The sequence below is a fragment of the Bradyrhizobium sp. WBOS08 genome (assembly GCF_024585125.1).
GTDB lineage: Bacteria > Pseudomonadota > Alphaproteobacteria > Rhizobiales > Xanthobacteraceae > Bradyrhizobium > Bradyrhizobium japonicum_B.
Genome location: NZ_CP028988.1, coordinates 2,517,974 through 2,540,103 on the forward strand (window position 1 = coordinate 2,517,974; position 22,130 = coordinate 2,540,103).

General features: G+C 65.4%; 21 protein-coding genes. 12 read left to right on the forward strand and 9 right to left on the reverse strand.

Annotated elements, in window-relative coordinates; translation table 11 throughout:
- Window positions 1-63: 63 nt before the first annotated feature.
- The 4 genes from DCM80_RS12015 to DCM80_RS12030 all read left to right on the forward strand — a co-directional run bounded on the left by DCM80_RS12015 (window position 64) and on the right by DCM80_RS12030 (window position 6,268).
- Complete coding sequence (locus DCM80_RS12015) at window positions 64-2,931, forward strand: PAS-domain containing protein (protein WP_257197154.1); 2,868 nt, start codon at window positions 64-66, stop codon at window positions 2,929-2,931.
- Window positions 2,932-3,143: 212 nt separating this feature from the next.
- Window positions 3,144-4,121: a tripartite tricarboxylate transporter substrate binding protein gene (locus tag DCM80_RS12020; protein ID WP_257197155.1), complete on the forward strand. Its 978-nt coding sequence runs from the start codon at window positions 3,144-3,146 to the stop codon at window positions 4,119-4,121.
- A 148-nt stretch (window positions 4,122-4,269) separates the two neighbouring features.
- On the forward strand, window positions 4,270-4,755 hold the full coding sequence (locus tag DCM80_RS12025) for a tripartite tricarboxylate transporter TctB family protein (RefSeq protein ID WP_257197156.1): 486 nt from the start codon (window positions 4,270-4,272) through the stop codon (window positions 4,753-4,755).
- Window positions 4,756-4,759: 4 nt separating this feature from the next.
- Window positions 4,760-6,268: a tripartite tricarboxylate transporter permease gene (locus DCM80_RS12030; RefSeq protein ID WP_257197157.1), complete on the forward strand. Its 1,509-nt coding sequence runs from the start codon at window positions 4,760-4,762 to the stop codon at window positions 6,266-6,268.
- Between the two features lie 92 nt (window positions 6,269-6,360).
- Here DCM80_RS12030 and DCM80_RS12035 read toward each other — a convergent pair whose 3' ends face one another.
- A complete protein-coding gene (locus DCM80_RS12035) occupies window positions 6,361-8,055 on the reverse strand; it encodes a bifunctional diguanylate cyclase/phosphodiesterase (RefSeq protein WP_257197158.1) in 1,695 nt (564 codons plus the stop codon).
- A gap of 220 nt (window positions 8,056-8,275) precedes the next feature.
- Between DCM80_RS12035 and DCM80_RS12040 the strand changes: the two genes are divergently transcribed.
- Entirely contained in the window at window positions 8,276-8,536 is a 261-nt protein-coding gene (locus DCM80_RS12040) for a hypothetical protein (RefSeq protein ID WP_028133813.1), read from the forward strand.
- A 7-nt stretch (window positions 8,537-8,543) separates the two neighbouring features.
- On the opposite strand, the gene DCM80_RS12045 is transcribed toward DCM80_RS12040, so the two are convergent.
- The 3 genes from DCM80_RS12045 to mtgA all read right to left on the reverse strand — a co-directional run bounded on the left by DCM80_RS12045 (window position 8,544) and on the right by mtgA (window position 10,364).
- Window positions 8,544-9,197 (reverse strand): hypothetical protein, encoded by a 654-nt coding sequence (locus tag DCM80_RS12045; RefSeq protein ID WP_257197159.1) that lies wholly within the window; start codon window positions 9,195-9,197, stop codon window positions 8,544-8,546.
- Window positions 9,198-9,338: 141 nt separating this feature from the next.
- A complete protein-coding gene (rpmF, locus tag DCM80_RS12050; protein WP_007598106.1) occupies window positions 9,339-9,521 on the reverse strand; it encodes a 50S ribosomal protein L32 in 183 nt (60 codons plus the stop codon).
- A 168-nt stretch (window positions 9,522-9,689) separates the two neighbouring features.
- A complete protein-coding gene (gene mtgA, locus DCM80_RS12055) occupies window positions 9,690-10,364 on the reverse strand; it encodes a monofunctional biosynthetic peptidoglycan transglycosylase (RefSeq protein ID WP_257197160.1) in 675 nt (224 codons plus the stop codon).
- 161 nt (window positions 10,365-10,525) lie between these two features.
- On the opposite strand from mtgA, the gene DCM80_RS12060 reads away from it, so the two are divergent.
- Both DCM80_RS12060 and DCM80_RS12065 read left to right on the forward strand, forming a co-directional pair.
- Complete coding sequence (locus tag DCM80_RS12060; RefSeq protein WP_028133810.1) at window positions 10,526-11,449, forward strand: polyprenyl synthetase family protein; 924 nt, start codon at window positions 10,526-10,528, stop codon at window positions 11,447-11,449.
- 189 nt (window positions 11,450-11,638) lie between these two features.
- Window positions 11,639-12,328: a DUF1345 domain-containing protein gene (locus DCM80_RS12065; RefSeq protein ID WP_028133809.1), complete on the forward strand. Its 690-nt coding sequence runs from the start codon at window positions 11,639-11,641 to the stop codon at window positions 12,326-12,328.
- A gap of 52 nt (window positions 12,329-12,380) precedes the next feature.
- Here DCM80_RS12065 and DCM80_RS12070 read toward each other — a convergent pair whose 3' ends face one another.
- Window positions 12,381-14,207, reverse strand: coding sequence for a caspase family protein (locus DCM80_RS12070; RefSeq protein ID WP_257197161.1), 1,827 nt, complete (start codon window positions 14,205-14,207; stop codon window positions 12,381-12,383).
- 183 nt (window positions 14,208-14,390) lie between these two features.
- Window positions 14,391-14,819, reverse strand: coding sequence for a GFA family protein (locus DCM80_RS12075; protein WP_257197162.1), 429 nt, complete (start codon window positions 14,817-14,819; stop codon window positions 14,391-14,393).
- A gap of 93 nt (window positions 14,820-14,912) precedes the next feature.
- Here DCM80_RS12075 and DCM80_RS12080 point away from each other — a divergent pair, with 93 nt between their 5' ends.
- The 3 genes from DCM80_RS12080 (at window position 14,913) to DCM80_RS12090 (ending at window position 18,045) form a co-directional block, all read left to right on the forward strand.
- Window positions 14,913-15,287 (forward strand): nuclear transport factor 2 family protein, encoded by a 375-nt coding sequence (locus DCM80_RS12080; protein WP_028133806.1) that lies wholly within the window; start codon window positions 14,913-14,915, stop codon window positions 15,285-15,287.
- Window positions 15,288-15,533: 246 nt separating this feature from the next.
- Entirely contained in the window at window positions 15,534-16,391 is an 858-nt protein-coding gene (gene bla / locus DCM80_RS12085) for a class A beta-lactamase (protein WP_257197163.1), read from the forward strand.
- Between the two features lie 46 nt (window positions 16,392-16,437).
- Window positions 16,438-18,045, forward strand: coding sequence for a Na+/H+ antiporter (locus tag DCM80_RS12090; protein WP_257197165.1), 1,608 nt, complete (start codon window positions 16,438-16,440; stop codon window positions 18,043-18,045).
- Between the two features lie 7 nt (window positions 18,046-18,052).
- On the opposite strand, the gene DCM80_RS12095 is transcribed toward DCM80_RS12090, so the two are convergent.
- Together DCM80_RS12095 and DCM80_RS12100 are read right to left on the reverse strand one after the other, a co-directional pair.
- Window positions 18,053-18,889: an N-acetylmuramoyl-L-alanine amidase gene (locus DCM80_RS12095; RefSeq protein WP_257197166.1), complete on the reverse strand. Its 837-nt coding sequence runs from the start codon at window positions 18,887-18,889 to the stop codon at window positions 18,053-18,055.
- A 120-nt stretch (window positions 18,890-19,009) separates the two neighbouring features.
- Window positions 19,010-19,906: a TauD/TfdA family dioxygenase gene (locus DCM80_RS12100; RefSeq protein WP_257197167.1), complete on the reverse strand. Its 897-nt coding sequence runs from the start codon at window positions 19,904-19,906 to the stop codon at window positions 19,010-19,012.
- A gap of 121 nt (window positions 19,907-20,027) precedes the next feature.
- On the opposite strand from DCM80_RS12100, the gene DCM80_RS12105 reads away from it, so the two are divergent.
- Window positions 20,028-20,417, forward strand: coding sequence for a hypothetical protein (locus DCM80_RS12105; RefSeq protein ID WP_257197168.1), 390 nt, complete (start codon window positions 20,028-20,030; stop codon window positions 20,415-20,417).
- Window positions 20,410-20,832, forward strand: a complete 423-nt coding sequence (locus tag DCM80_RS12110) for a type II toxin-antitoxin system VapC family toxin (protein WP_257197170.1) — start codon at window positions 20,410-20,412, stop codon at window positions 20,830-20,832. The genes DCM80_RS12105 and DCM80_RS12110 overlap by 8 nt, the downstream gene beginning before the upstream one ends.
- A gap of 9 nt (window positions 20,833-20,841) precedes the next feature.
- Here the strand turns inward: DCM80_RS12110 and ispG are convergent, their stop codons facing one another.
- Window positions 20,842-22,125 (reverse strand): flavodoxin-dependent (E)-4-hydroxy-3-methylbut-2-enyl-diphosphate synthase, encoded by a 1,284-nt coding sequence (gene ispG / locus DCM80_RS12115; protein WP_257197171.1) that lies wholly within the window; start codon window positions 22,123-22,125, stop codon window positions 20,842-20,844.
- Window positions 22,126-22,130: the final 5 nt, after the last annotated feature.

Genomic DNA, 22,130 nt, shown 5'->3' on the forward strand with positions numbered 1-22,130 from the left:
CTTCGCTACGCTCAGTGGTTGAATTAGGTTGCGTTAATTGCTCGCCGAGATCCCGCCAATCCCATGACGTCGACCTGCGACAACGAGCTTGGTGCACGCCGCGAGCTGGTCCCGGAGGCCCTGGTCGCGCTGAGCCAGCTTGCGCTCGACCACATGGAGCAGGGCGTCTGCGTTTACGACGCGGACAACCGGGTCGTGCTGGTCAACCAGCGTTACCTCTCCCTGTTCGATATGTCGGCCGACGTCGTGCGGGTGGGCACGAGCTACCGCGAGGTGCTCGCGCACAGCGCCGGGCGCGGCAACTTCCCGCCAAGCGAGCTCGACGCGCTCTACTCGGCGCGGATCGCACGGATCGCAGCGGGAAAGCCGTTCCGGACCGAGCAGCGGCTCGCGACCGGCTTCGTCATGTCGCTCGAGTTGAAGCCGCTTCCCGGCGGCGGCTGGATGACGATCTGCGACGATGTCACCCGCCTCGCCCGGCTCGAAGCGGAATTGCGCGTGCAGACCGAGCGCAGCCAGCACGCGCTCGCCAACATGTCGCACGGCCTCATCATGTACGACGCCGACAGCCGCGTCGTCGTCTGCAACGAGCGTTTCCTGAACCTCTACAACCTCGATCCCGGGGTCGTGAAGCCGGGGGTCCCCCATCGTACGGTGCTCGACCATTGGGTGTCGCGCGGCAATTTGTCAGGCATGCCGGCCGACGAATTCCACGATTCCAGATTGGCGGACGTGCGTCTCAGACGGACGAAATCGCTGCTCGTGATGCGTTACGACGGCCGCATGGTGCAGACGATCTCCCGCTTCCTGCCCGACGGCGGCTGGGTGACCGTGCACGAGGACGTCACGGAGCGGCTGCAATACGAGGAAACGCTGCGGCAACAGAACGTCATGCTCGATGCGGCGCTGGAGAACATGGCGCACGGGCTTGCTTTCTACGACAGCGACATGCGGCTTCGGATCTGCAACACCACCTACCGCAAGCTCTACCGATTATCGCCGGAGGAAACCAGGCCCGGCACGCATCTGGCCGAGCTGATCGAGCGTTCGATGGCGAACGGCGCGTTCTCGTCCGAGTACAGCCCCCAGCAGATCCTGGAAGACGCCCGCACGCGGATCGCGAGTCACGATTCCTCGCCGATGCGTCGGCGCATGTCGAACGACACCGTGGTCTCGGTACGCTATTGCGCCCTGACCGAGGGCGGGTTCGTCGCCACCTATGAGGATATCACCGAGCGGGAACATGCGATCGGGGAGCTGAGCGAGCAGTACCGCCGCTTCGACGCGGCGCTCAACAACATGAGCCAGGGCCTGTGCATGCTCGATGCGAACCTGCGCGTGATCGTCTGCAATCGCCGCTATATCGAGATGTTCGGCCTGTCGCCTGACGTCGTGAAGCCGGGCGTCTCGATGCGCGAGATCATGGAGCACAGCTGCGAGCTGGGCCTCCATCCTGACATGACGGGAGCCAGGCTTTATGCCGATTACGTCGAACGGCTGCGCGAAGGCGAGCACACGCTGCACCGGCATTTGAACGACGGCCGCATCATCAAGCTCAACCACAAGCGCATGGAGCAAGGCGGCTGGGTCGTCACCTATGAGGACGTCACCGAGCGTCACAAGGCCCAGGCCCGCGTGGCGCACATGGCACGGCACGATTCGCTCACCGACCTGCCCAATCGCCTGCTATTCCGCGAGAAGATGAGCGAGGGGCTGAACCAGGTCGCGATCGCCGGCGGCGCGATGGCGGTGCTGTGCTTCGACCTCGACAATTTCAAGACCGTCAACGACCGCCTCGGCCACGCCGCGGGCGACCGCCTGCTGCGCTGGGTCGCGGCGCGCCTCACGGAGAATGTCGGCGAGCACGACACCGTCGCACGTCTCGGCGGCGACGAATTCGCCGTCCTGCAGCGCGGACCGCAGCCGCAATCGGCGGAGAAGCTCGCCAGACGCCTGGTCGAGGTCATCGGCCGCCCGCCGCCGCTGGAGAACCAGTCGATCCATGTCGGCGCCTCCGTCGGCATCGCGATCGCGCCCGACCACGGGCTCGATGCGGACGAGCTGATGAAGTGCGCCGACCTCGCGCTCTACCAGGCCAAGGCCAAGGGGCGCGGCGCCTATCAGCTGTTCGAGCCCGAGATGGAAGAGGAGGCACGCAGCCGTCACGCGCTGGAGCAGGATCTGCGCGGTGCGCTGGAGGCGCGCGAATTCCACCTGGTGTTCCAGCCGCAGATGCGGCTCGATTCGTCGGAGCTCACCGGCTTCGAGGCACTGCTGCGCTGGAAACATCCCTCGCGCGGTCTGGTCTCGCCGGCCGAATTCATTCCGATCGCGGAAGAGAACGGGCTGATCGTTCCGATCGGCGAATGGGTGCTGCGCAGCGCCTGTGCGACTGCGGCGTCCTGGCCCGACGTCAGCGTCGCGGTGAACCTGTCGCCGGTGCAGTTTCGCTCGCGCGGATTGGTGGCAATGGTCACGAGCGCGCTCGCTGAAGCCGGCCTGCCGCCGCAGCGGCTCGAGCTCGAAGTCACCGAAACGGCCCTGCTCGACGATAGCGAAGCGACGATCGAGATCCTGCACCAGCTTCGGGCGCTGGGAGTGCGCGTCAGCCTCGACGATTTCGGCGTCGGCTATTCCTCGCTGAGCTACTTACGCAAGTTTCCGTTCGACCGCATCAAGATCGACCGCTCCTTCGTCGGCACGCTCGGCGAGAGCCCGGAGAGTGTTGCCATCGTCCGCACCATCGCAAGCCTCGGCTCCGTGCTCGGCGTCGAGACGACGGCCGAGGGTGTGGAGACCGAGGAGCAGCTCGATTTCGTCCGCGAATGCGGCTGCACCGCGGTGCAGGGCTATTATTTCGGCAAGCCGTGCCTCGCATCGGAGGTCGGCCGCACGATCGAGACGCTGAACACGGTCCGAAAGGTCGCCTGAGCCGCGCGCCGTCCGCCGACGGCGCAAATTCCGTGTCTCGGCAAGCGCCGGAACGACGGATTGTCGCACGCCCCGTTTCCGGCATGATTGGCTCCCCGACTGTGCACCGCGACCGCGCAATGCGCTTTTCTTCTCCCGTGAATTCGAGGACAATCCCGTCGCAACAATGAGAAACTGCGGCCCGAACGGGCCGCTGCGAGGGAGGTGTTCCGATGTCGGGGTATGGGCTGAGGGCGGCTGCATTTGCCGCTATGCATGTCGTCATGGGTGCGTTGGCCGCAACCAGCGCTGGGGCGCAAGACTATCCGACCAAGCCGATCACGCTGATCGTGCCGTGGCCGGCCGGCGGATCGACCGATATCTCGATGCGCGCAATCGCCGACAGCGCCTCGAAGGTGCTGGGGCAGCCGATCGTGATCGACAACAAGGCCGGCGGCGGCGGCACGGTCGGTCCCGCGACCATGGCAGCGGCGGCGAAGCCGGACGGCTACACCATCTCGCAGATCCCGATCACGGTCTTCCGCCTGCCCTTGATGCAGGAGGTGTCGTGGGATCCGGCCAAGGACTTCAGCTACATCGTCCATCTCACCGGCTACACCTTCGGTGTGACCACCAGCGCAGAGTCGCAGTTCAAGAGCTGGAAGGACGTGGTGGAGTTCGCGAAGGCGAATCCGGGCAAGGTGACCTACGCCACGCCGGGCGCCGGCACTTCGCTGCATATCGGGATGGAGCAGATCGCGGGAATGGCCGGCATCAAGCTGACGCAGGTGCCGTTCAAGGGAGGTGCAGAGACCAATGCCGCCGTGCTCGGTCAGCACACCATGCTTCAGGCTGATTCCACGGGATGGCGACCGCTGGTCGATGCCGGCAAGCTCCGACTCCTGATGGTGTGGACCGGCGCCCGCTCGCCGAATTATCCTGATGTGCCGACACTGAAGGAACTCGGCTACCCCATGGTCTATGATTCCCCGTTCGGCATCGCCGGGCCGAAGGGGATGGATCCCAAGATCGTCGCCAAGTTGCACGATGCCTTCAAGAAGGCGCTCGAGGACCCCGCGGTGATCGCGACGCTCGCCAAGTACGACATGGTGCCGAACTACAAGAACACCGAGGATTACAAGAAGTTCGTTGTCGAGGTCACCGAGTCCGAGCGCAAGGTGATCGACAAGCTCGGGCTTGCGAAGAAGTAGGGCCGAGCTGCTTGTGTCCCGGACGCGCTGCAGCGTGCAACGCTGCTGCGCAGAGCCGGGACCCATCTTCTTCGGCGGCACCGATGGGCCCCGGCTCTGCAGCGCACCGCTTCGCGCTGCGCTGCGTCCGGGGCACGTGAGAGAATCGATGAACAATCAAACCAACGTCAAGCTCCGCCTCAACAATTCCGAGCTCTGGGGCGGGCTGATCGGGCTCGCGCTCGGCGGCTTCGTGATCTGGTCGGGCATGAAGCTCAAGCTCGGCACCATCAACGATCCCGGCTCCGGCTACGTGCTGTTCTACACCGGCATCCTGATGTGCGTGTTCGCAGGCGCCATCATCGTCTCCGCGGTCACCGACGGCGGCCCGACGCTGGCCTCGCGCTGGGAGAACGTGCGCTGGAGCAAGCCGCTCCTGCTGATCGGCTGCCTGGTGGCATTCTCCGTTGCGCTGGAGCCGCTCGGCTTCCTGCTGTCGTCGATCCCCTTGATGCTACTGTTGTTGCGGCTGATCGATCCCGTGCGCTGGATACTGGCGATTCCGGTCGCCATGCTGACGCCCATGGGCATGTGGTGGGTGCTCAAGCGGCTGCTGCTGATCCAGCTGCCCTCTGGCATGTTCGGAATCGGCTGACCTCATGGATACGCTTCTCAACGTCGCCCACGGATTCGGCGTCGCGGTGCTGCCGATCAATTTGCTCTATTGTTTCATCGGCGTCTTCATCGGCACGCTGGTCGGCGTGCTGCCGGGCATCGGACCGATCTCGGCGATGTCGCTGCTGCTGCCCGTGACGCTGTCGGGCACGCCGGAATCCGGCATCATCATGATGGCCGGCATCTATTACGGCTCGATGTATGGCGGCTCGACCACCTCGATCCTGGTCAACATCCCCGGCGAAGCCGCTTCCGTCGTCACCTGTATCGACGGTCACCAGATGGCGAAACAGGGCCGCGCGGGCCCGGCGCTCGGCATCGCCGCTTTCGGCTCCTTCGCCGCCGGCACGTTTGCGCTGGTCGCCTTGATGCTGGTGGCACCGAAGCTTGCCAGCATTGCCATCGCCTTCGGCCCGGCCGAGTATTTCAGCCTGATGGTGCTCGGCCTCGTCGTGCTCACCTTCCTCACGCAGGGATCGATGCCGAAGGCGCTGCTGATGGCGTGCATCGGCGTCGTACTCGGGCTGGTCGGGCTCGACAGCATCACCGCGCAGCCGCGCCTGACCTTCGGCCGCATGGAGCTGATCGACGGCATCGGCCTCGTCCCCGTCGTGATGGGCCTGTTCGGCGTTGCCGAGGTTCTGCTCAACACCGAGCAGGCCATCAAGCGTGACATCATCAGCACCAGGATCACTCATCTCCTGCCCAACAAAGAGGACTGGAAAGCGAGCGCGGGTCCGATCGGCCGCGGCACGATCCTCGGCTTTTTCCTCGGCATCCTGCCGGGCGGCGGCGCGGTGGTGTCGTCATTCGCCTCCTACGCGCTGGAGAAGCGGCTGTCGAAGACGCCCGAGCGGTTCGGGCATGGCGCGATCGAAGGCGTCGCGGGGCCGGAAGCGGCGAACAACGCCGCGGCGGGCGGGGCCTTCATTCCGCTGATGACGCTCGGCATCCCCCCGAACGTGGTGATGGCGCTGCTGTTGGGCGCCTTCGTCATTCACGGCCTGCAGCCGGGACCGCTGCTGATCACGCAAAACCCCGGCCTGTTCTGGGGCATCGTTGCCAGCATGTATATCGGCAACGTCATGCTGCTGATCCTGAACCTGCCGATGATCGGCATGTGGGTGCAGCTGCTCAAGCTGCCCTACAACATCCTGTTTCCGCTGATCATCCTGTTCACGATCCTCGGCGTCTACTGCTCCAGCAACAACGTGTTCGACGTCTATGTGATGATCGCGTTCGGGATCATCGGCTATTTCATGCGCAAGCTCGGCTACGAGCCGGCACCGCTGGTGCTGGCCTTCGTGCTCGGACCGATGATGGAGAACAACCTGCGCAAGTCGCTGATCCTGTCGCAGGGCGACCTGTGGACCTTCGTGCAGCGGCCGATCTCGGGCGTCTGCCTTGCGTTCGCAATGGTGCTGCTGATCGCGCCGCTCCTGCCGTCGCTGCGCAAGAAGCGCGAGCTGGTGGCGCTGGACGAGGGGGCGTGATTTCGTAGGGTGGGCAAAGCCCACGCGTCTGTTGCCGTATCGAAAAGAGCGTGGGCACGGCGCAAGTGCGCCTTTGCCCACCCTACGACATCTCAGCTCGCCGCAGGCAGCGCGCTCTCCGTTGAAACGCCCCACGGCCGCTCGGCCGAGGCAAGCCCGATCAGGCGGCCCTGGATGTAATCGCAGCCCCAGTCGCGCAGCATGCTTGCGGCTTCCTCGTCCTGCACCCATTCGGCGACGGTCTTGATGTCGAGGCGGCGGGCGAGGTCGATCAGGGTCTGCACGAAGGCGCGGTCGTCGGCGGAATGGGTGATGTTCTGCACGAAGGCGCCGTCGATCTTGACGATATCGACGCCGAGCTTGCGCAGGTTTCGAAACGAGGTGTAGCCGGCGCCGAAATCGTCGATGGCGATGCGGCTGCCGAAATTCTTCAGCCGCGTGACGAAGCCGCGGACGTCGTCGATGTCCTGGATCGCGACCGTCTCAGTGATCTCGACGATCAGCCGCTCGGCGACGCCGGGATGGGACAGCATCAGCGACTCGATCCCCGCCCACCAGTCCGGGTCCATCGTCGTATCCGGCGAGATGTTGAGGCTGAGGCTGACATCGGGCGCGGCGGCGAGCTCAGCGACCACGAGCTCGAGCACGCGATGATCGACCAGGCGGATCAGGCCGAGCCGTTCGGCGACCGGCACGATGTCGGGCGCGAGCAGCACATGGCCGTCACCCTGGTCCATCCGCACCAGGCATTCGTGGAACGCGCGCTCGCGCGAAGCGGCGGACACCACCGGCTCATAGGCGAGCCTGATGCGGCGCTCGTTCAGCGCGGTGACGATCTCGTCGGTCACGCGGATATTGACGCGGCGCTGCGCGTCGCGCGCGGCGTCCGGACGCCACGCAGCGAACGAGCCGGCGCGGCGGCGCTTGGCGGCGTCCAGCGTCTCGTGGGCGCGGTTGACGGCCTCGTCGGTGTTGCGGGCATAGCGCGGCAGGCTGACCGCGCCGATCGAGGCGGTGACCGAGACCGGGCCGGATTTAGTCGGCACCACCTCGTCGCGGATGCCGGCGAGGAATCGCTCGGCGGCGACGTTCATGTCGTCGACGGTGCAGTTCTTCAGGATCAGGCCGAACTTGTTGCCGGAAAAACGGCCGAGCACGTCGCCGCCACGCAGCCGCGCGCGGATGCGCCTGGCGACGTCGAGGATCACCGCGTCGGCAACGTCGAAACCGAAAGCGTCGTTGACGCGGGCGAGGTGATCGATGCCGACCAGCATGAAGGCGGCGGTGGAGCGGAAGCGGGTCGTCTCCTCGATCGCCTCGGCTAGCGCCGCGATCAGATGCGCGCGGTTGAGCTCGCCGGTCAGCGGATCGAGCCGGGCCAGCTTCGTCAGCTCCTCGTCACGGGCATGACGCTCGTTGTTGATGCGGACCGAGCCGATCGCGCGCGTGGGGCGGCCGTCGGGACCGGCGAACCAGCGGCCGGTTTCCTCGATCCAGATCACGGGATCGGCGGCGCTCATGCGGACGCCGTACTCGATGCGGTAGGGCGTGCCGTCCGCGCCATGCACGGCGGACGTCTGCGCCAGCGCGGCGGTCCGCAGCGCCGGCCCGGGCTCGATCAGCTTGGCGAATTCGGCGCCGGTCGCCAGCCGCTCGGCAGGAATGCCGGGAAAAACGCTGGCGACCTGGTCACCCCAGACCATGGCATCGCTGGCGATGTCCCAGGCGAACACGGCCTGACCGAGCGCGGCCAGAATGTCGGAGGCTTGCGGCAATGCAGGGGTCAAAATCGCCTCGTTTCGGGACAGCGGGAAGTCCTGAGTCGGCACAGGATAGAGCCAGATTCGCTGCCGACCCTAGGCAAAGTTCATAAACAATTTGGAAACCACGTTCCCAAAGCACCCAGGAACCAATTAAGCTCGACCGGCATAGGCCTTGCGAGACCATCACATGCCCCGGCGCCAATGTCCCAGAACGCGCCAGTTCGAGCAGATGAACGGTGTTGCGATGGTGAACGCGGACGGATTGGAAGAGACGGAGCGGCAAGCCGGCACGGCCCTCGTGCCGCTGATGCCGACCTTGCGCTGGGTCCGCAAGGCGCCGCTGCCACGTCCCGATCCGAGCTTCGTCGCCCAGCTCATCGCCAATGCCGAGCAGCTGCCCCAGACGAGCCGGTTCCGCCGCGCCTCTTCTGAAGACGCGCAGATGGCCTATGGCAGCAAACGCCCGCTGCAAAGCGTCAGCGCACGGACACGTCAGGTGGCTTAAAGGCTGGTCAGCGCGGCGGCGTGTCGGAGGACGGCGGCGTGCCGTTACCCGGCTGAAGCTGCGGCGAGGCAATTTCCGGCGAAGACGCGCCCTGCACGGGCTTGGGCGCAGGATGATCCATCAGCACGGATTCGGCGACGGATTGCGCCGAGGCTGCGGGAGGCTCGACCGGTGCCGGCTGCGGTGCAATCACCGGCTCGAACTTGCGTTCGGACGCCACATCCTCCGCCGGCGCGTCGGCCTGCCGCTTGGCCTTGCGCGGCGCCGGTACCGCGGTCTCGGCGACATAGGTGACGCGGCGGCGCGTGCGCTGGGCAATGCCAGCGAAGAAGTCCGCCATCGCCAGCAGCACCAGCAGGAAAAAGGTGGAGTTGCCGAATTTGGGCCACATCACGAATTCGGCTGCCGCCGCGCCGAAGACGATCAGCGACAGCAGATGGTCCATCAGGAATTTCGATCCGGGCCGCGCACCCTTGACCACTTCCAGCAGCAGCAGAACCACGCCGAGCGCGAGCAGGAGATCGGCAAGCGTGACCGGCCAGGTCTCGCCCGTGATCATCGGTACCCTGAACAACACGTCCGTGAAGGACACGGTCGGCATCAGGAAGGCGATGATGTTGTAGACCGCGAGCGGAATCAGAAGCAGCGGGAAACCGACCATCGGCAAAACGCCTCTCGATCATGATATCCGGACAGAACAATGCAGCGGCGAAGCATTCGCTCCGCCGCCGTCACCGTCTATCTCGTGGATGGGCCGAAACCAGGCAAGCCAGATCATCCTGCCCGAAGAAGGATCCTGACCTCAGGACTCTTTCTTCTTCAGGACCTGCCGGCCCTTGTACATACCGGTCTTGAGGTCGAGATGGTGCGGACGACGGAGCTCGCCGGAGTCCTTGTCTTCCACATAGGTCGGCTTCTTGATGGCGTCTGCCGAGCGGCGCATGCCACGGCGCGACGGCGAGGTTTTTCTTCTCGGAACGGCCATTTCAATATCCTCTAGGGATTGGTGTCATCAGGGCATCGTCCGGAGGGGACGGCTCAGCACCCGCAATACGAGGCGAGCTGAATGCCGATCAAGGCCGGGCTTATAGAGGAAGGCTGGCCGTAAAGCTAGGCTCTTGGGCCGGAAAATAAGCCCGGAACGGGCTCAAAATCAGCGATTTTCGCGCCAGCAGGTCGCGAGCGAACTCGCCTGGCCCCGCGCCATGTAGGTGGCCGCTAGCCGCCGGACGCCAGGGCCCGGAGTTTTAGCGCTGCGTTTGACGGGATTCGGCAGGATCGAGGCCAGGAGCGCCGCCTCCCGGGGTGAAAGGTCCTCCGCCGACTTGCCAAAGGCATGGGCGCTGCCAGCCTCGACGCCAAACTGGCCCTGCGGACCGAGCTCGGCGATGTTGAGGTAAATTTCCAGGATCCGCGGCTTGGGCAGGACGAGGTCGATCCAAAGGGCCAGCGGGAATTCCAGTGCCTTGCGGACGAAATCCCGCCCCTGCCAGAGGAACAGGTTTTTTGCGACCTGCTGGGTGATGGTGGAGGCGCCCCGGAACGGCGTACCGTCCTCCTGCGCATCATCGATCGCCTCGCGCAACGCGCCCCAATCGATGCCGTGATGCTTGCAGAAATGCGCGTCCTCGGCTGCTACCACTGCCCGCGGCAGATAGGGCGACATCGCGGCCAGATCGATCCATTCCCGCTGCATCGGCGCGCCGCGAAGCGAGCGCCAGGCCATCAGCGTCGAGACGGGATGGCCAGCGCGGTAGAATGGCGCGATCACATAGGGCGCGAGCAGCGCAACCGCGAGCACCAGAAGAAGGATTTTGACGACGCGCAAATCGACCTTTCCGGCGCAAGCTGAACCACGGCCACGGGCTGGAGCATTAAGTCTGTGATAATTCGGGCCTTTTCCAGCACTTTTTAGGCCTTCCAAACGATTGACTGAGGCGGGCGCATAAAGGATTGTCCCGCCGAATTTTAGTTCTGGAGCCCTCCTTGATGACCGGCACGTCCCCGTCCGATTTCGCCAAACGTCTGGACAAGACCGCTGATGATACCGAGGCCCTGCTCGGGCGCCTGCTGTCGGACGATATCCTGCACGATGAGATCGCCCGGCCCAAGCGACTGATGGACGCAATGCGCTATTCGAGCCTGAACGGCGGCAAGCGTTTGCGGCCGTTCCTGGTGGTCGAGAGCGCGGCAATATTCGGCGTTCCGCGCGAAGCGGCGCTGCTCGTGGGCGCGGCGCTCGAATGCATCCACTGCTATTCGCTGATCCATGACGACCTGCCGGCCATGGACAATTCGGACCTGCGCCGCGGCCGCCCCACGCTGCACAAGAAGACCGATGACGCCACCGCGATCCTCGCCGGCGACGGTCTCCTGACGCTCGCCTTCGACATCGTCACCCGCGACGAGATCCATCGCGACGCCAACGTGCGCCTGCTGCTGACGCGCGCGCTGGCGCGCTGCGCCGGCATCGGCGGCATGGTCGGCGGCCAGATCCTCGATCTCGCCGGCGAGGGCCGCTTCGGCGGCAACGAGCCGATCGATGTCGCCCGTATCCAGCAGATGAAGACCGGCGCCCTGCTGCGCTACGGCTGCATCGCGGGCGCGATCCTCGGCCAGGCCTCGCAGAAGGAATATCAGGCGCTCGACGATTACGGCCGCGCGCTCGGCGAAGCCTTCCAGATCGCGGACGATCTGCTCGACGTCGAGGGCGATGCGGCAGCGCTCGGCAAGCCGGCCGGCGCCGATGCCGCGCTCGGCAAGACCACGTTCGTCACCCAGCTCGGCATCGAAGGCGCCAAGCAGCGCGTGCGCGACCTGCTCGCCCGCGCCGACAGCGCCGTCTCGATCTTCGGCGACCGTGCCGCCGTGCTGCAGGCCGCCGCGCGCTTCGTCGCCGAGCGGAAGAACTAGCAATTCCGGGCTCCTTCACCTCTCCCGCTTGTGGGAGAGGTCGGCGCGAAGCGCCGGGTGAGGGCTCCCTCTTCTTGGGGGTTCTCGGTTGTGGAGACACCCTCTCCCCCGCCCTCCCCCGCAAGCGAGGGAGGGAGCGCACCGCCACTGTGGCGACAACGAGAGTTGAGCGAGAGGGCAGAAGCCATCATGGCCAACGGCAAGGAAGACCCTGTCCTCGCCCGCTTCCGCAAGATGTCGCGGCCGGTGCGGCTGATCTATGCGCGGCCGCGGACCTTCATCGCGGTCGGGGCCGGGATCCTGGTCGGCCTGCTGCTGCCGGGCTCGTACCGGCTGGTGACGCGGCTCCTGTTCGGCTGGGACGCGCTGATCGCGGTCTATCTCGTGCTGGTCTATGCGATGATGCTGTGCAACGACCACCACCACATCCGCCGCGCCGCCGCGATGCAGGACGACGGCCGCTTCGTGATCCTGCTGGTGACGGCGATCGGCGCCTTCGCCAGCATCGCGGCAATCGTCTCCGAACTCGGCACGCCCCACCGCGGCGTGCTGGAGTTGAGTATCGCCATCACCACCATCGCTTTGTCGTGGGCCGCCGTGCACACGACCTTCGCGCTGCATTACGCGCATGACTATTACCGCAGCACCACGCCGGGCGGCCTGCAATTCCCAAGCGGCGACAAGGAAGACCACGCCGATTATTGGGACTTCGTCTATTTCTCGTTCGTGATCGGCATGACCGCGCAGGTCTCCGACGTCGGCATCACCGACAAGACGATCCGCCGCACGGCCACCGCGCACGGGATCGTTTCGTTCATCTATAACACAGCCTTGCTGGCCCTGACGGTGAACATCGCAGCGAGCGCTATCTCGGCCTGACGTCGTCCGAGCTTTGCCGGACGACGCTCTCGACCACGCATGCCCATGCCCCTCAGCGACACACCTCGACATTGGCGTCGACGTGGGGGCCACCGCCGCCGCGATATTCGAGATGGCAGCCGCGGTTGACGGGACGGCAACCGAGGCTGTTGCAGAATATCTGCCCGCCGCCGGACGGACGGCTTGCACCAGCCGCCGCAGTCATGCCGGCCGCGGCACCATAGCCGCCCGCCGTGCCAGCGGCCGCACCGCCGGCCTGACGACGCTGCCGGGCGGGGCGCTCGTCACCGACGTCGCGCTTCGCCGTCGCCGGCTTGGCCGGCTTTGCCGCGCGCTGCTTCTCGCACTCATTGTCGTCGTTGACCGCATAGCCCTCGCGGCAGACGATCTTCGTGCATTTGTCGCCGTCGGCCTTAAAGCCGTGCTCGCAAACCAGCGGACAGACCCGCGCCGGCTTGGCCTTGACGGCATCGAGCGCGTCGGTGCTCGCGACCTTCACGTCGAGCTTGGTGCCGGCATAGCGATTGAACTGCGACAGCGAGCGCTGCGAGGACGTATTCCAGTTGCCGTCGGCCGAGCCCGAGAAGCAGCCGACGCGGCCGAGCTCGGTCTGTACCGACCGGTTGAGATCGGCCGGCGCGGTCGGCGGCGTCAGCGAGGCGACATTGGTGCCGGCCGGGCTCGCCGTGCTGGCCGGCGCGGCGCTCGGGGCCGCGGCGGCAAGGTTGACGCGTTGCTGCTCGGCGGCGGCCGCCTGCTGCTGCGCCTGCTCCTTCGCCTTCTGCGCGGCAAGCTGGGCCTGCTCGGCGGCTTTGGCGTCGGCCGTAGCCTTGGCCTGCGCGTCCTTCTGGGCGCCGAGGGCCGCGAGGCGATCGCGCTCGGCCTCGGCCTGCTTCGCCTTCGCGATGGCCGCTGCGTGGGCCTGCTCGGCACCGAGCTTTTCGACCTGGAGCTTGGCGAGATTCGCATAGAAGCCATCGGGGTGCTGGGCGAGGAAGGCGTCCCATGCCGCCTTGTTGCCAACCTGCAGCGCGAGCTCATAGTCGCGGCGGATATCGGCCTGCGGGTTCGCCACCGGCGCGACGGGCGCAGCGGCCACCACCTTGACCGGAACCAGCGGCACGTCCTCGCCGCCGAGCGAGCCGTAGACGAACGGCTCCTGCTTGTTGGCGGTCGACTTGAGCACCTCGTCGCGCACGAAACCGAAGGCGCGGCGGACATCGAGGCCCGGCGTCGTCAGATATTTCGACAGTGCCACCGTAAAGGGGCTATTGGCGCCGTCGCCGTCCTGGGCGGTGAAGCCGGCCTTCGCCGAATAGGCGATCAGCGTGTTGGGGCTGGTCGGCTCGACTTGTGCGAGGCCGCGACCCATGGCGCGCGAGGCAATCGTGCGCTTCATCCTCTTGGCGAACGGATTGTCGCGGCAGGCGTCCAGGATCACCAGGCGGAGCTGCTTGGCGGGCTCGACGGCGACGAGAACGCGGTCGAGCGAGAGCGCCTCGTCATAGACGTCGGTGTCGCGCTCGAGCTTGGCGTCGACCGGGATCAGATAGTTCGAGCCCTCGACCTCGATGCCGTGGCCGGCATAGTAAACCACGGCGATGTCGGCCGTGCGGGTCGCGTCGGCAAAATCGCGCAGCACGCGCCGGGTGTCCTGCGCGGACAAATCGTGCCGGGAATCGACGATATCGAAACCGGCCTCCTTCAGCGTCTTGGCTATCACCGCACCGTCATTGACGGGGTTGGTGAGCGACGGCGCGTGCTGATACGCCGAGTTGGCGAGCACCAGCGCGACGCGCTTTCCGGCGAACGCGGGATCCGCGCCGAACAGCAGCGCGGCGGCGAGGAGAAGCGGGTAGAGTCTGAGCAGATTGCGCATGACACGACTTCCGAAGTTCGGGGCGTCTCGAGCCCTCTTTGGGACCGCTTTAGCAGGATCTGGTGGCGATGCTTGTGATGGAGGTCACGAAGACCGCACCGACCAGCTGCCCGACGCCCCCTATGTTTGTCGCGCCAGACCGGCCGGGGTTCGCTGCCAGGCCGGCGTTCCGGCCGAGTTCCCTCAGCCGTCACCGATATGCCCCCGATATTGCGGCAGATTGTCCGTAATTTCGTGCCAGGGCGCCTTCGAGCCTACGAAAATATGGGCGCTCGGCTGGATCGAAGGGGCATCGACCAGGGCTCCCATGGCGACGTGAACCCATTGTCCGTCGCGCACCCGGGAGTAAAGCAGCGAGCCGCATCGCCGACAATGGGCGTCATGGGCGGTGGCGTCGCCGAAAATGAGGCGCTGGTCGTCACCCCTGACGATGCGGAGCTCGTCCTGCGGGATGCCGGCGAACGGCTTGAAGGCCGAGCCGGTGGTGCGGCGGCAATTGGAACAGTGACAGTTCATCGCATAGGAGAACGCGTCGGCCACCTCGAAGCGGACGGTGCGGCAGTAGCATTCGCCGATCAAGATACGCGCGTTCGAATTTTCTGATCCGGTCATGGCAAGCCTTGGCGCAAATGGCTGACACACCCATAGCGCATTTTGATGTCTACGACTAAGTTCGCCGCAAGCCATCATGCAAAAGGGTGATCCATGAGCCAGAACCGTTCGAGCGTCGAAGCCGTCGTGCAATCCTATTTTGACGGCCTTTACGAGGGCGACGCCGAAAAGCTCGGCGCCATCTTCCATCCCTCGGCTGACTTGCGCTGGGTCGAGAAGGGCGAGTTGCAGGTGCTGACTGTGCCCGACTGGCTCGATCGCGTGCGCAAGCGCCCCTCCGCCAAGGCCGAGGGCAAGCCGCGCGAGGATTTCATCGTCACCATCGACCGTTCGGACGAGAAGACTGCCTTCATCAAGGTCCGGTGCCAATTGCCGCCGCGCTACTTCACCGATTATTTGGTGGCGATGAAGCTCGCCGACGGCTGGCAGATCGTGTCGAAATCATATCGGTACGACCTGAGGGAGTGAGGGAGTCTTCCCCCGTCTAACTCGCGAGGCACTCGCCTCCACGTTCATCAGTACGAGCCCAACTCTCGCCACACGTCATTGCGAGGAGCTCTTGCGACAAAATTGCGTGGCAATTTTGCGCAGATGCGACGAAGCAGTCCAGAATCCCTCCGCGGATCTATTCTGGATTGCTTCGCTGCGCTCGCAATGACGACGCGGATGATGCGTGCGTCATCTCTTCCCTCCCCGCTGACCCGAAAGTCTCCCATGCCGCTCGATCGCCGTTCTCTGCTCGCCTCGCTCTGCTGGATGGCTGCGTCTCCCGCGCTTGCCGCGGAGGCGCCGCCCGAGTTCGGAGCCTACGAGCGCGAGAGCGGCGGGCGGGTCGGGCTCCATGCGGAGAACCTTGCGACCGGCGCAAAGCTCAGCTGGCGCGCCGATGAGCGCTTCGTCATGTGCTCGACCTTCAAGGCCTCGCTCGCCGCCTGCGTGATGGCGCGGGTCGATCGCGGCGAGGAGCAACTCGCGGCCATGATCCGCTACGGCAAGGCAGACCTGCTGGACTATGCGCCGGTCGCCAAGCAGAATCTCGCGGCCGGCACGATGTCGGTCGCCGACATGTGCAAGGCGATCGTCGAGCTCAGCGACAATACCTGCGCCAATCTGCTGCTGGCACGGATCGGCGGGCCGGCTGCCCTCACCGCATTCTGGCGGTCGATTGGCGATACCACCTCGCGGCTCGATCATGACGAGCCGGAACTCAACCGCTCGCTTCCCGGCAATCCCCAGGATACCACGACGCCGGCGGCGATGGCGGGCAATTTGCGCCGCCTGGTGGTCGGCGAAGCGCTGTCGCCGGCCTCGCGTGCCCTGCTCATGGAGTGGATGGTGAACTGCAAGACCGGCGCGAACCGGCTGCGCGGCGGCCTGCCCGCAAGCTGGACCATCGGCGACAAGACCGGCAACAACGGCAAGGATGCTGCGGGCGACATCGCGGTCGTCTGGCCCAAACCCGACACGCCGATCCTGATCACGGCCTACGTCCAGGGCGGCGCGCCGAATGCGGCGCAGATCGAGGCCGTGTTCGCGCGGATCGGCCGGACGGTGGCTGAGCGGCTGGCGTAAGCCGCGCATTGACGCAGCGATCGCTTCCGGGTCAAGACAGATTGTCATGGAAGCGAAGTTTCAGATTTTCCTCATCCTGCTTGCCGTATTGGCAGGCGTGGCGTTGGCCGCACGCCGCTTCAACATCGCGCCCGCGATCCTGCTGATGCTGGCAGGCGTCGGCCTCGCCTTCGTGCCTGGCATGCCCCAGGTGGAATTGCCGCCGGAACTGGTGCTGCTGATGGTGCTGCCGCCGCTGATCTACTCGGCGAGCGTCGCCATGAGCTGGCGCGAGTTCAGGAAGAATCTGCGCCCCATCGTACTGCTTGCGGTCGGCGCCGTGGTCTTCACCGCGGCGATGGTGGCCGCCGCGACGCATTACATCATCGGCCTGCCCTGGACCATCGGCTTCCTGCTCGGCGCCATCGTCGCGCCGCCCGACGTGGTGGCGCCGCTCGCGATCGCGCGCCGGCTCAACATGCCGCGGCGGCTCCTGGTCATCCTCGAGGGTGAAGGGCTTGCCAACGACGCCACCGCGCTGATCCTCTACCGCTTTGCGCTAGCAGCAATCATGGTCGGGCACTTCTCGCTGCCGCTTGCGGCCGGCGAATTCCTCCTCATCGTCGCCAGCGAGATCGCCTTCGGGATCGGCGTCGGCTGGCTCTCCCTTCGCTTCCGCAAATGGTCGAGCGATCCGCAGGTCGAGCTGACGCTGTCCTTGATCACGCCCTACGTCTCCTACTGGCTGCCCGAGCATATCGGCGGCTCCGGCGTGATCGCAACCGTCGCCTGCGGGCTCTATGTGAGCTGGAACGGCCCGCTGCTGATCTCGTCCGCGACGCGGCTGCAAGGCATCTTCTTCTGGGACCTTGTGATCTACCTGATCGAAGGCGTGCTGTTCCTGCTCACCGGCTTCCAGCTACGCGCGCTCTACGAGAAATCGAAGTCATTTCCGCTCGACGACATCCTGATCGCAACCGCCTTGGTCCTGATGATCGTCGTGATCGCGCGCTTCGCCTGGCTCTATCCGGCTACCTATCTGCCGCGGATGCTCAGCAAGCCGCTGCGCCAGCGCGATCCGGCGCCACCATGGCAATGGCCGTTCGTGCTCGCCTTCACCGGCGTGCGCGGCGCGGTCTCGCTCGCGGCCGCGCTGGCGCTGCCGTTCACGTTGCCCAACGGCGAGGCCTTTCCCTATCGCGACCTGATCCTGTTCGTCGCCTTCGGCGTCATCTTCGTCACGCTGATCGGCATCGGCCTCACGCTGCCGCCGGTGGTGCGCTGGCTCGGTGTCGCGCAGGCCGGCCGCAACGAGCACGCCGCCGAGCACGAGGCCGAGATCGCCGCGCGCCGCCAGGCCCTCGACGCCGCACTGAAGTCGCTCGAGGCCATGGCAGCGGGACAGGAAGTCTCCGACGAGGTGATGCGGCTGCTGCGTGCACGTCACGAGATCCGCGTCAACCAGCTGCCGGATTCACTCGACCCCGGCCACCACGACGTGTCCACCGCCGGCACCGCGTTGACTCGCGACTTGATCGCCGCCGAACGCAAGTTCATTCACAACCTGCTGCGCGACGGCCAGATCACCGACGAAACGCGGCGGCGGATCGAGCGCGACCTGGATCTGGAGGAGGCAAGTTTGGCGAACCGGGAATATCGGGGCGGGCCACTGTAGCTTTTCGTCATTGCGAGCGCGGCGAAGCAATCTGCCGCCTCTCGCAGAACTGCCTCATCGCGGCCGCGACGGCTCCCGCGACGGCCTCGTGCCGTTCCGGCGAGTTCATCTCCATTTCCTCGTCGCGGTTGATGATCGAGCCCGCCTCCAGCAGCACCGCGGCGCTTCGCGTCCGCGACAGCACGACGAGCCCGTCATAGCGGTAGACACCGACATCCTTGTCGAGCAACTGGCGGCGATAGCGGCCCATCACCGGCAATGTGTACTGGCTGGCATAGTGCAGGCCCTGCTCCTTCAGCTGCCCGCCGATCATCCGGGCCAGCATCAGGCTGGTCGCAAAGTGCGGATTCTGCCGCGACACGAACAGCGAGTGGCCCGAAAAGCGGTCGCTGAAATAGCTCTTTGCGCCGTCGAATTCCCAGGTCTCGAGCAGCTTGTCCGGCACCGAATCGTGGTGAACCGAGAGGAACAGATCGGCCCGGCCGTCATTCGCGGCACTGACCCGCTTGAACAGGCTCGGCCGCGCCTTGCCGTCCGTGACGAGCAGGCGCGTCTCGGCAAAACCTTCAGACTGGAGCTTCGCTGTTATCAAACTGGCGAGGCGGAAGTTGAAGCCGAACTCCGGATCATTGCGCGCGCTGAGCGCGCCGTAAGAGTCCGGCGTGTGCCCGACATCCACGACGATCCTGAATCTCGGCATCTCGCATCTGGCCGGTTGCGACGGTCTCGGCTTGGGTCTGGCTATCTTTCGCGCGGCAGCCGCCTCGCTGGCGTCGACAAGGACGAGCGGCGACAGCAGGATCGACGCGACCAGCCCGGCGATGATGCTGCGCGATTGCCCCAAGCCCTGCTCCGCCCCTGCGATCCGCGGGCGACCGACGAAGCCCGCGATTTGGCTTCGGGAAGTTTGGCGCGGGAATCGGGGCGGGTCAACGCAAGATAGCGCGCGTGTCACGAAGAGCGATCAAACCGGCCGCTCGCCCTTCACTGTCACGCGCGTGCCGGAGCGGGTGTGCGGCCAGTAGTCCCACATCGCGCGGTGCTGGGTGCAGCGGTTGTCCCAGAACGCGATCGCGTTCTCGGTCCAGCGGAAGCGGCACTGGAACAGCGGGTTTTCGGCATGCTGGTACAGATAGGCAAGCATCGCGTCGCTCTCGTCGCGGGGAATGCCGTTGATGTGGCGGGTGAAGCCGCGGTTGACGTAAAGCGCCTTCTTGCCGGTGACCGGATGCGTGCGCACCACGGGATGCTCGGCGTGCGGATAGCTCGGTCTGTCGGCAACGCCGTAATTGGCGTAGAGCCCGCGATAGATCGGCTCGCCGTCATGCAGGGCGGTGAGGCCGTCGAGATAGGCCTTCATGCGGTCCGACAAGGCGTCGTAGGCCGCGTACATATTGGCGAACAGCGTGTCGCCGCCGCGCGGCGGACATTGCTTGATGTAGAGGATCGAGCCCATCGGCGGCTCGAGATCGCAGGACACGTCGGAGTGCCAACCCTCGCCGTTGGCCCGCGGCGAGTTCCTGTCGGCGTAGATCTTCATCAGGGCCGGGTCTTCGTCCTCATGCGGCGCGGCGGGATGAAAGTGCAGCTCTCCGAACTTGCGGCCGAAGGCGAGATGCTGCTGCGGGGTAATGTGTTGGTCGCGGAAGAAGATGACGAGATTTTCGGCCAGCGCGCGGTGGATCTCGTCCATCTGCCGGTTGGAGCGTGCGTCGCCCTCGACGAGCGCACCGATGTCGATGCCGAAGATTTCCGCGCCGATGATCGGCGTAAGCTTTTCGACCGCGATGGTCTCATACGGCGCGCCGTCTTCAGCGGTGTGGCGATAGCGCGGGCCCTGCTTGCCGGCGAGTGAGCTCATGGCGTGTCTCCCGATCTGTTCTTCGTTGGTGTTGATCCTAGGCTCTGAATGAGCAAAGGCGAAACGCGCCTTGACACACTTCTAAAGCTTTAATAGTGTTCTGACCGATGGAGGTCGTCCGATGGGTAAATATGAGCGTCTGGGTGAATTCCTGAAGTCGCAAAGGACCAAGGAGGTACCTTTGACCTTTGCCGAAATCGAACGGATCATCGGTAGCAAGCTGCCCCCCAGCTCTCCTCAATATCCGGCCTGGTGGAGCAATAACCCCACCAACAACGTGATGACGAAGGTGTGGCTGGCCGCGGGCTTTCGTACCGAGCAGGTTGACACGAAGGCTCGCAAGGTCGTGTTTCGGCGGGTTGAATTGAGTTCTGCAGAACCGCCGCCTTCGCGTGCCAAGAAGCCCGGCCGCCATCCGCTGTTCGGCGCCCTCAAAGGATTGGCACACATCCCATCGGGCGTGGATTTGACCCAGCCGGCCGATCCAGATTGGGGCAAGGTCTATGAGTGAACCTGCGCCTCTGCTGCTCGATACGCATGCCGCGGTTTGGATTGCAGAAGACAAGCCCATCGCCTCGGAGGCGAGCGAGGCGATCGAAGCCGCCTATCGCGCGGGAACTGCAATCTTCGTGTCCGCAATTACCGCATGGGAAATCGGCTTGCTCGTTGCACGCAACAGGCTGGGCCTCTCCACGAGACCAGAACTCTGGTTTCAGCGGCTGCTTGCCGTCGAAGGAGTCCAGCTCGCCGAACTCACGCCCGATATCCTGATCGCGTCATCATTCTTGCCGGGCGAGCCGCCACGCGACCCTGCGGATCGCATTATCATTGCGACCGCTCGCGACCTTGGCGCGAGCGTGATTACGCGGGACGGATTGCTGCTGAGATATGGCGAAACAGGACAGGTCAGCACGATTACATGCTGACCTGAACGCCTACTCCGCCGCGGTCACCGGCAGCTTGGCGCCCTGGCCGTAACGCTGCTCGATATAGTCGATCACCAGCGCCTTGAAGTCGGCGGAGATGGTGGGGCCGCGCAGCGTGCGGAACTTCTTGCCGTCGACGAAGACGGGCGCGGCCGGCGCTTCGCCGGTGCCGGGCAGCGAGATGCCGATATTGGCGTGCTTGGATTCGCCGGGGCCGTTGACGATGCAGCCCATCACCGCGACGTTGAGCTCCTCGACGCCCGGATATTTCGTCTTCCAGTTCGGCATCTCGTCGCGGATGAAATCCTGGATCGAGCGCGCCAGCTCCTGGAACGTGGTCGAGGTGGTGCGGCCGCAGCCGGGGCACGCCGCGACCAGTGGCACGAAGGTGCGGAAGCCCATGGTCTGCAGCAGTTCCTGGCCGACCTGCACTTCACGGGTGCGGTCGCCGCCGGGCTCAGGCGTCAGCGAGATGCGGATGGTGTCGCCGATGCCCTGCTGCAACAGGATGCCGAGCGCGGCCGAGGACGCCACGATGCCCTTCGAGCCCATGCCGGCCTCGGTCAGGCCGAGATGGATGGCGTAATCGGAACGGCTGGCGAGGTCCTGATAGACCGCGATCAGATCCTGCACCGCCGAGACTTTTGCGGACAGGATGATGCGGTTCTTCGGCATGCCGAGCTCTTCGGCGCGCGCGGCCGAGAGCAGCGCCGACTGCACCATGGCCTCGCGCGTCACGGCGCGCACGTCGCGCGGATTGGCGGAGGCTGCGTTCTCGTCCATCAGCCTGGTCAGGAGCTCCTGGTCGAGCGAGCCCCAATTGGCGCCGATGCGCACCGGCTTGTTGTTCTTGTTGGCGATCTCGATGATGTCGGCGAACTGGGTGTCGCGCTTGTCCTTGAAGCCGACATTGCCGGGATTGATGCGATACTTGGCTAGCGCCTCGGCGCAGGCCGGGTAGGCCGCGAGCAGCTTGTGGCCGATATAGTGGAAGTCGCCGATCAGCGGCGTATTGATACCGCGCTTGGCGAGGCCGTCGCGAATATGCGGAACGGCGGCCGCGGCTTCCTCGCGGTCCACCGTGATGCGGACCATCTCGGAGCCGGCGCGCGCGAGCGCTGCGACCTGGGCGATGGTACCGTCGATGTCGGCGGTATCGGTGTTGGTCATCGACTGCACGACGATCGGCGCACCGCCGCCGACGGCGACGTCGCCGACCTTGACCTGGGTGGTACGATGGCGCGGCGCAGGCCCCGCGATGTCGGAATCGATGCTGGTTTCGGGCGTGTTCATGGGGT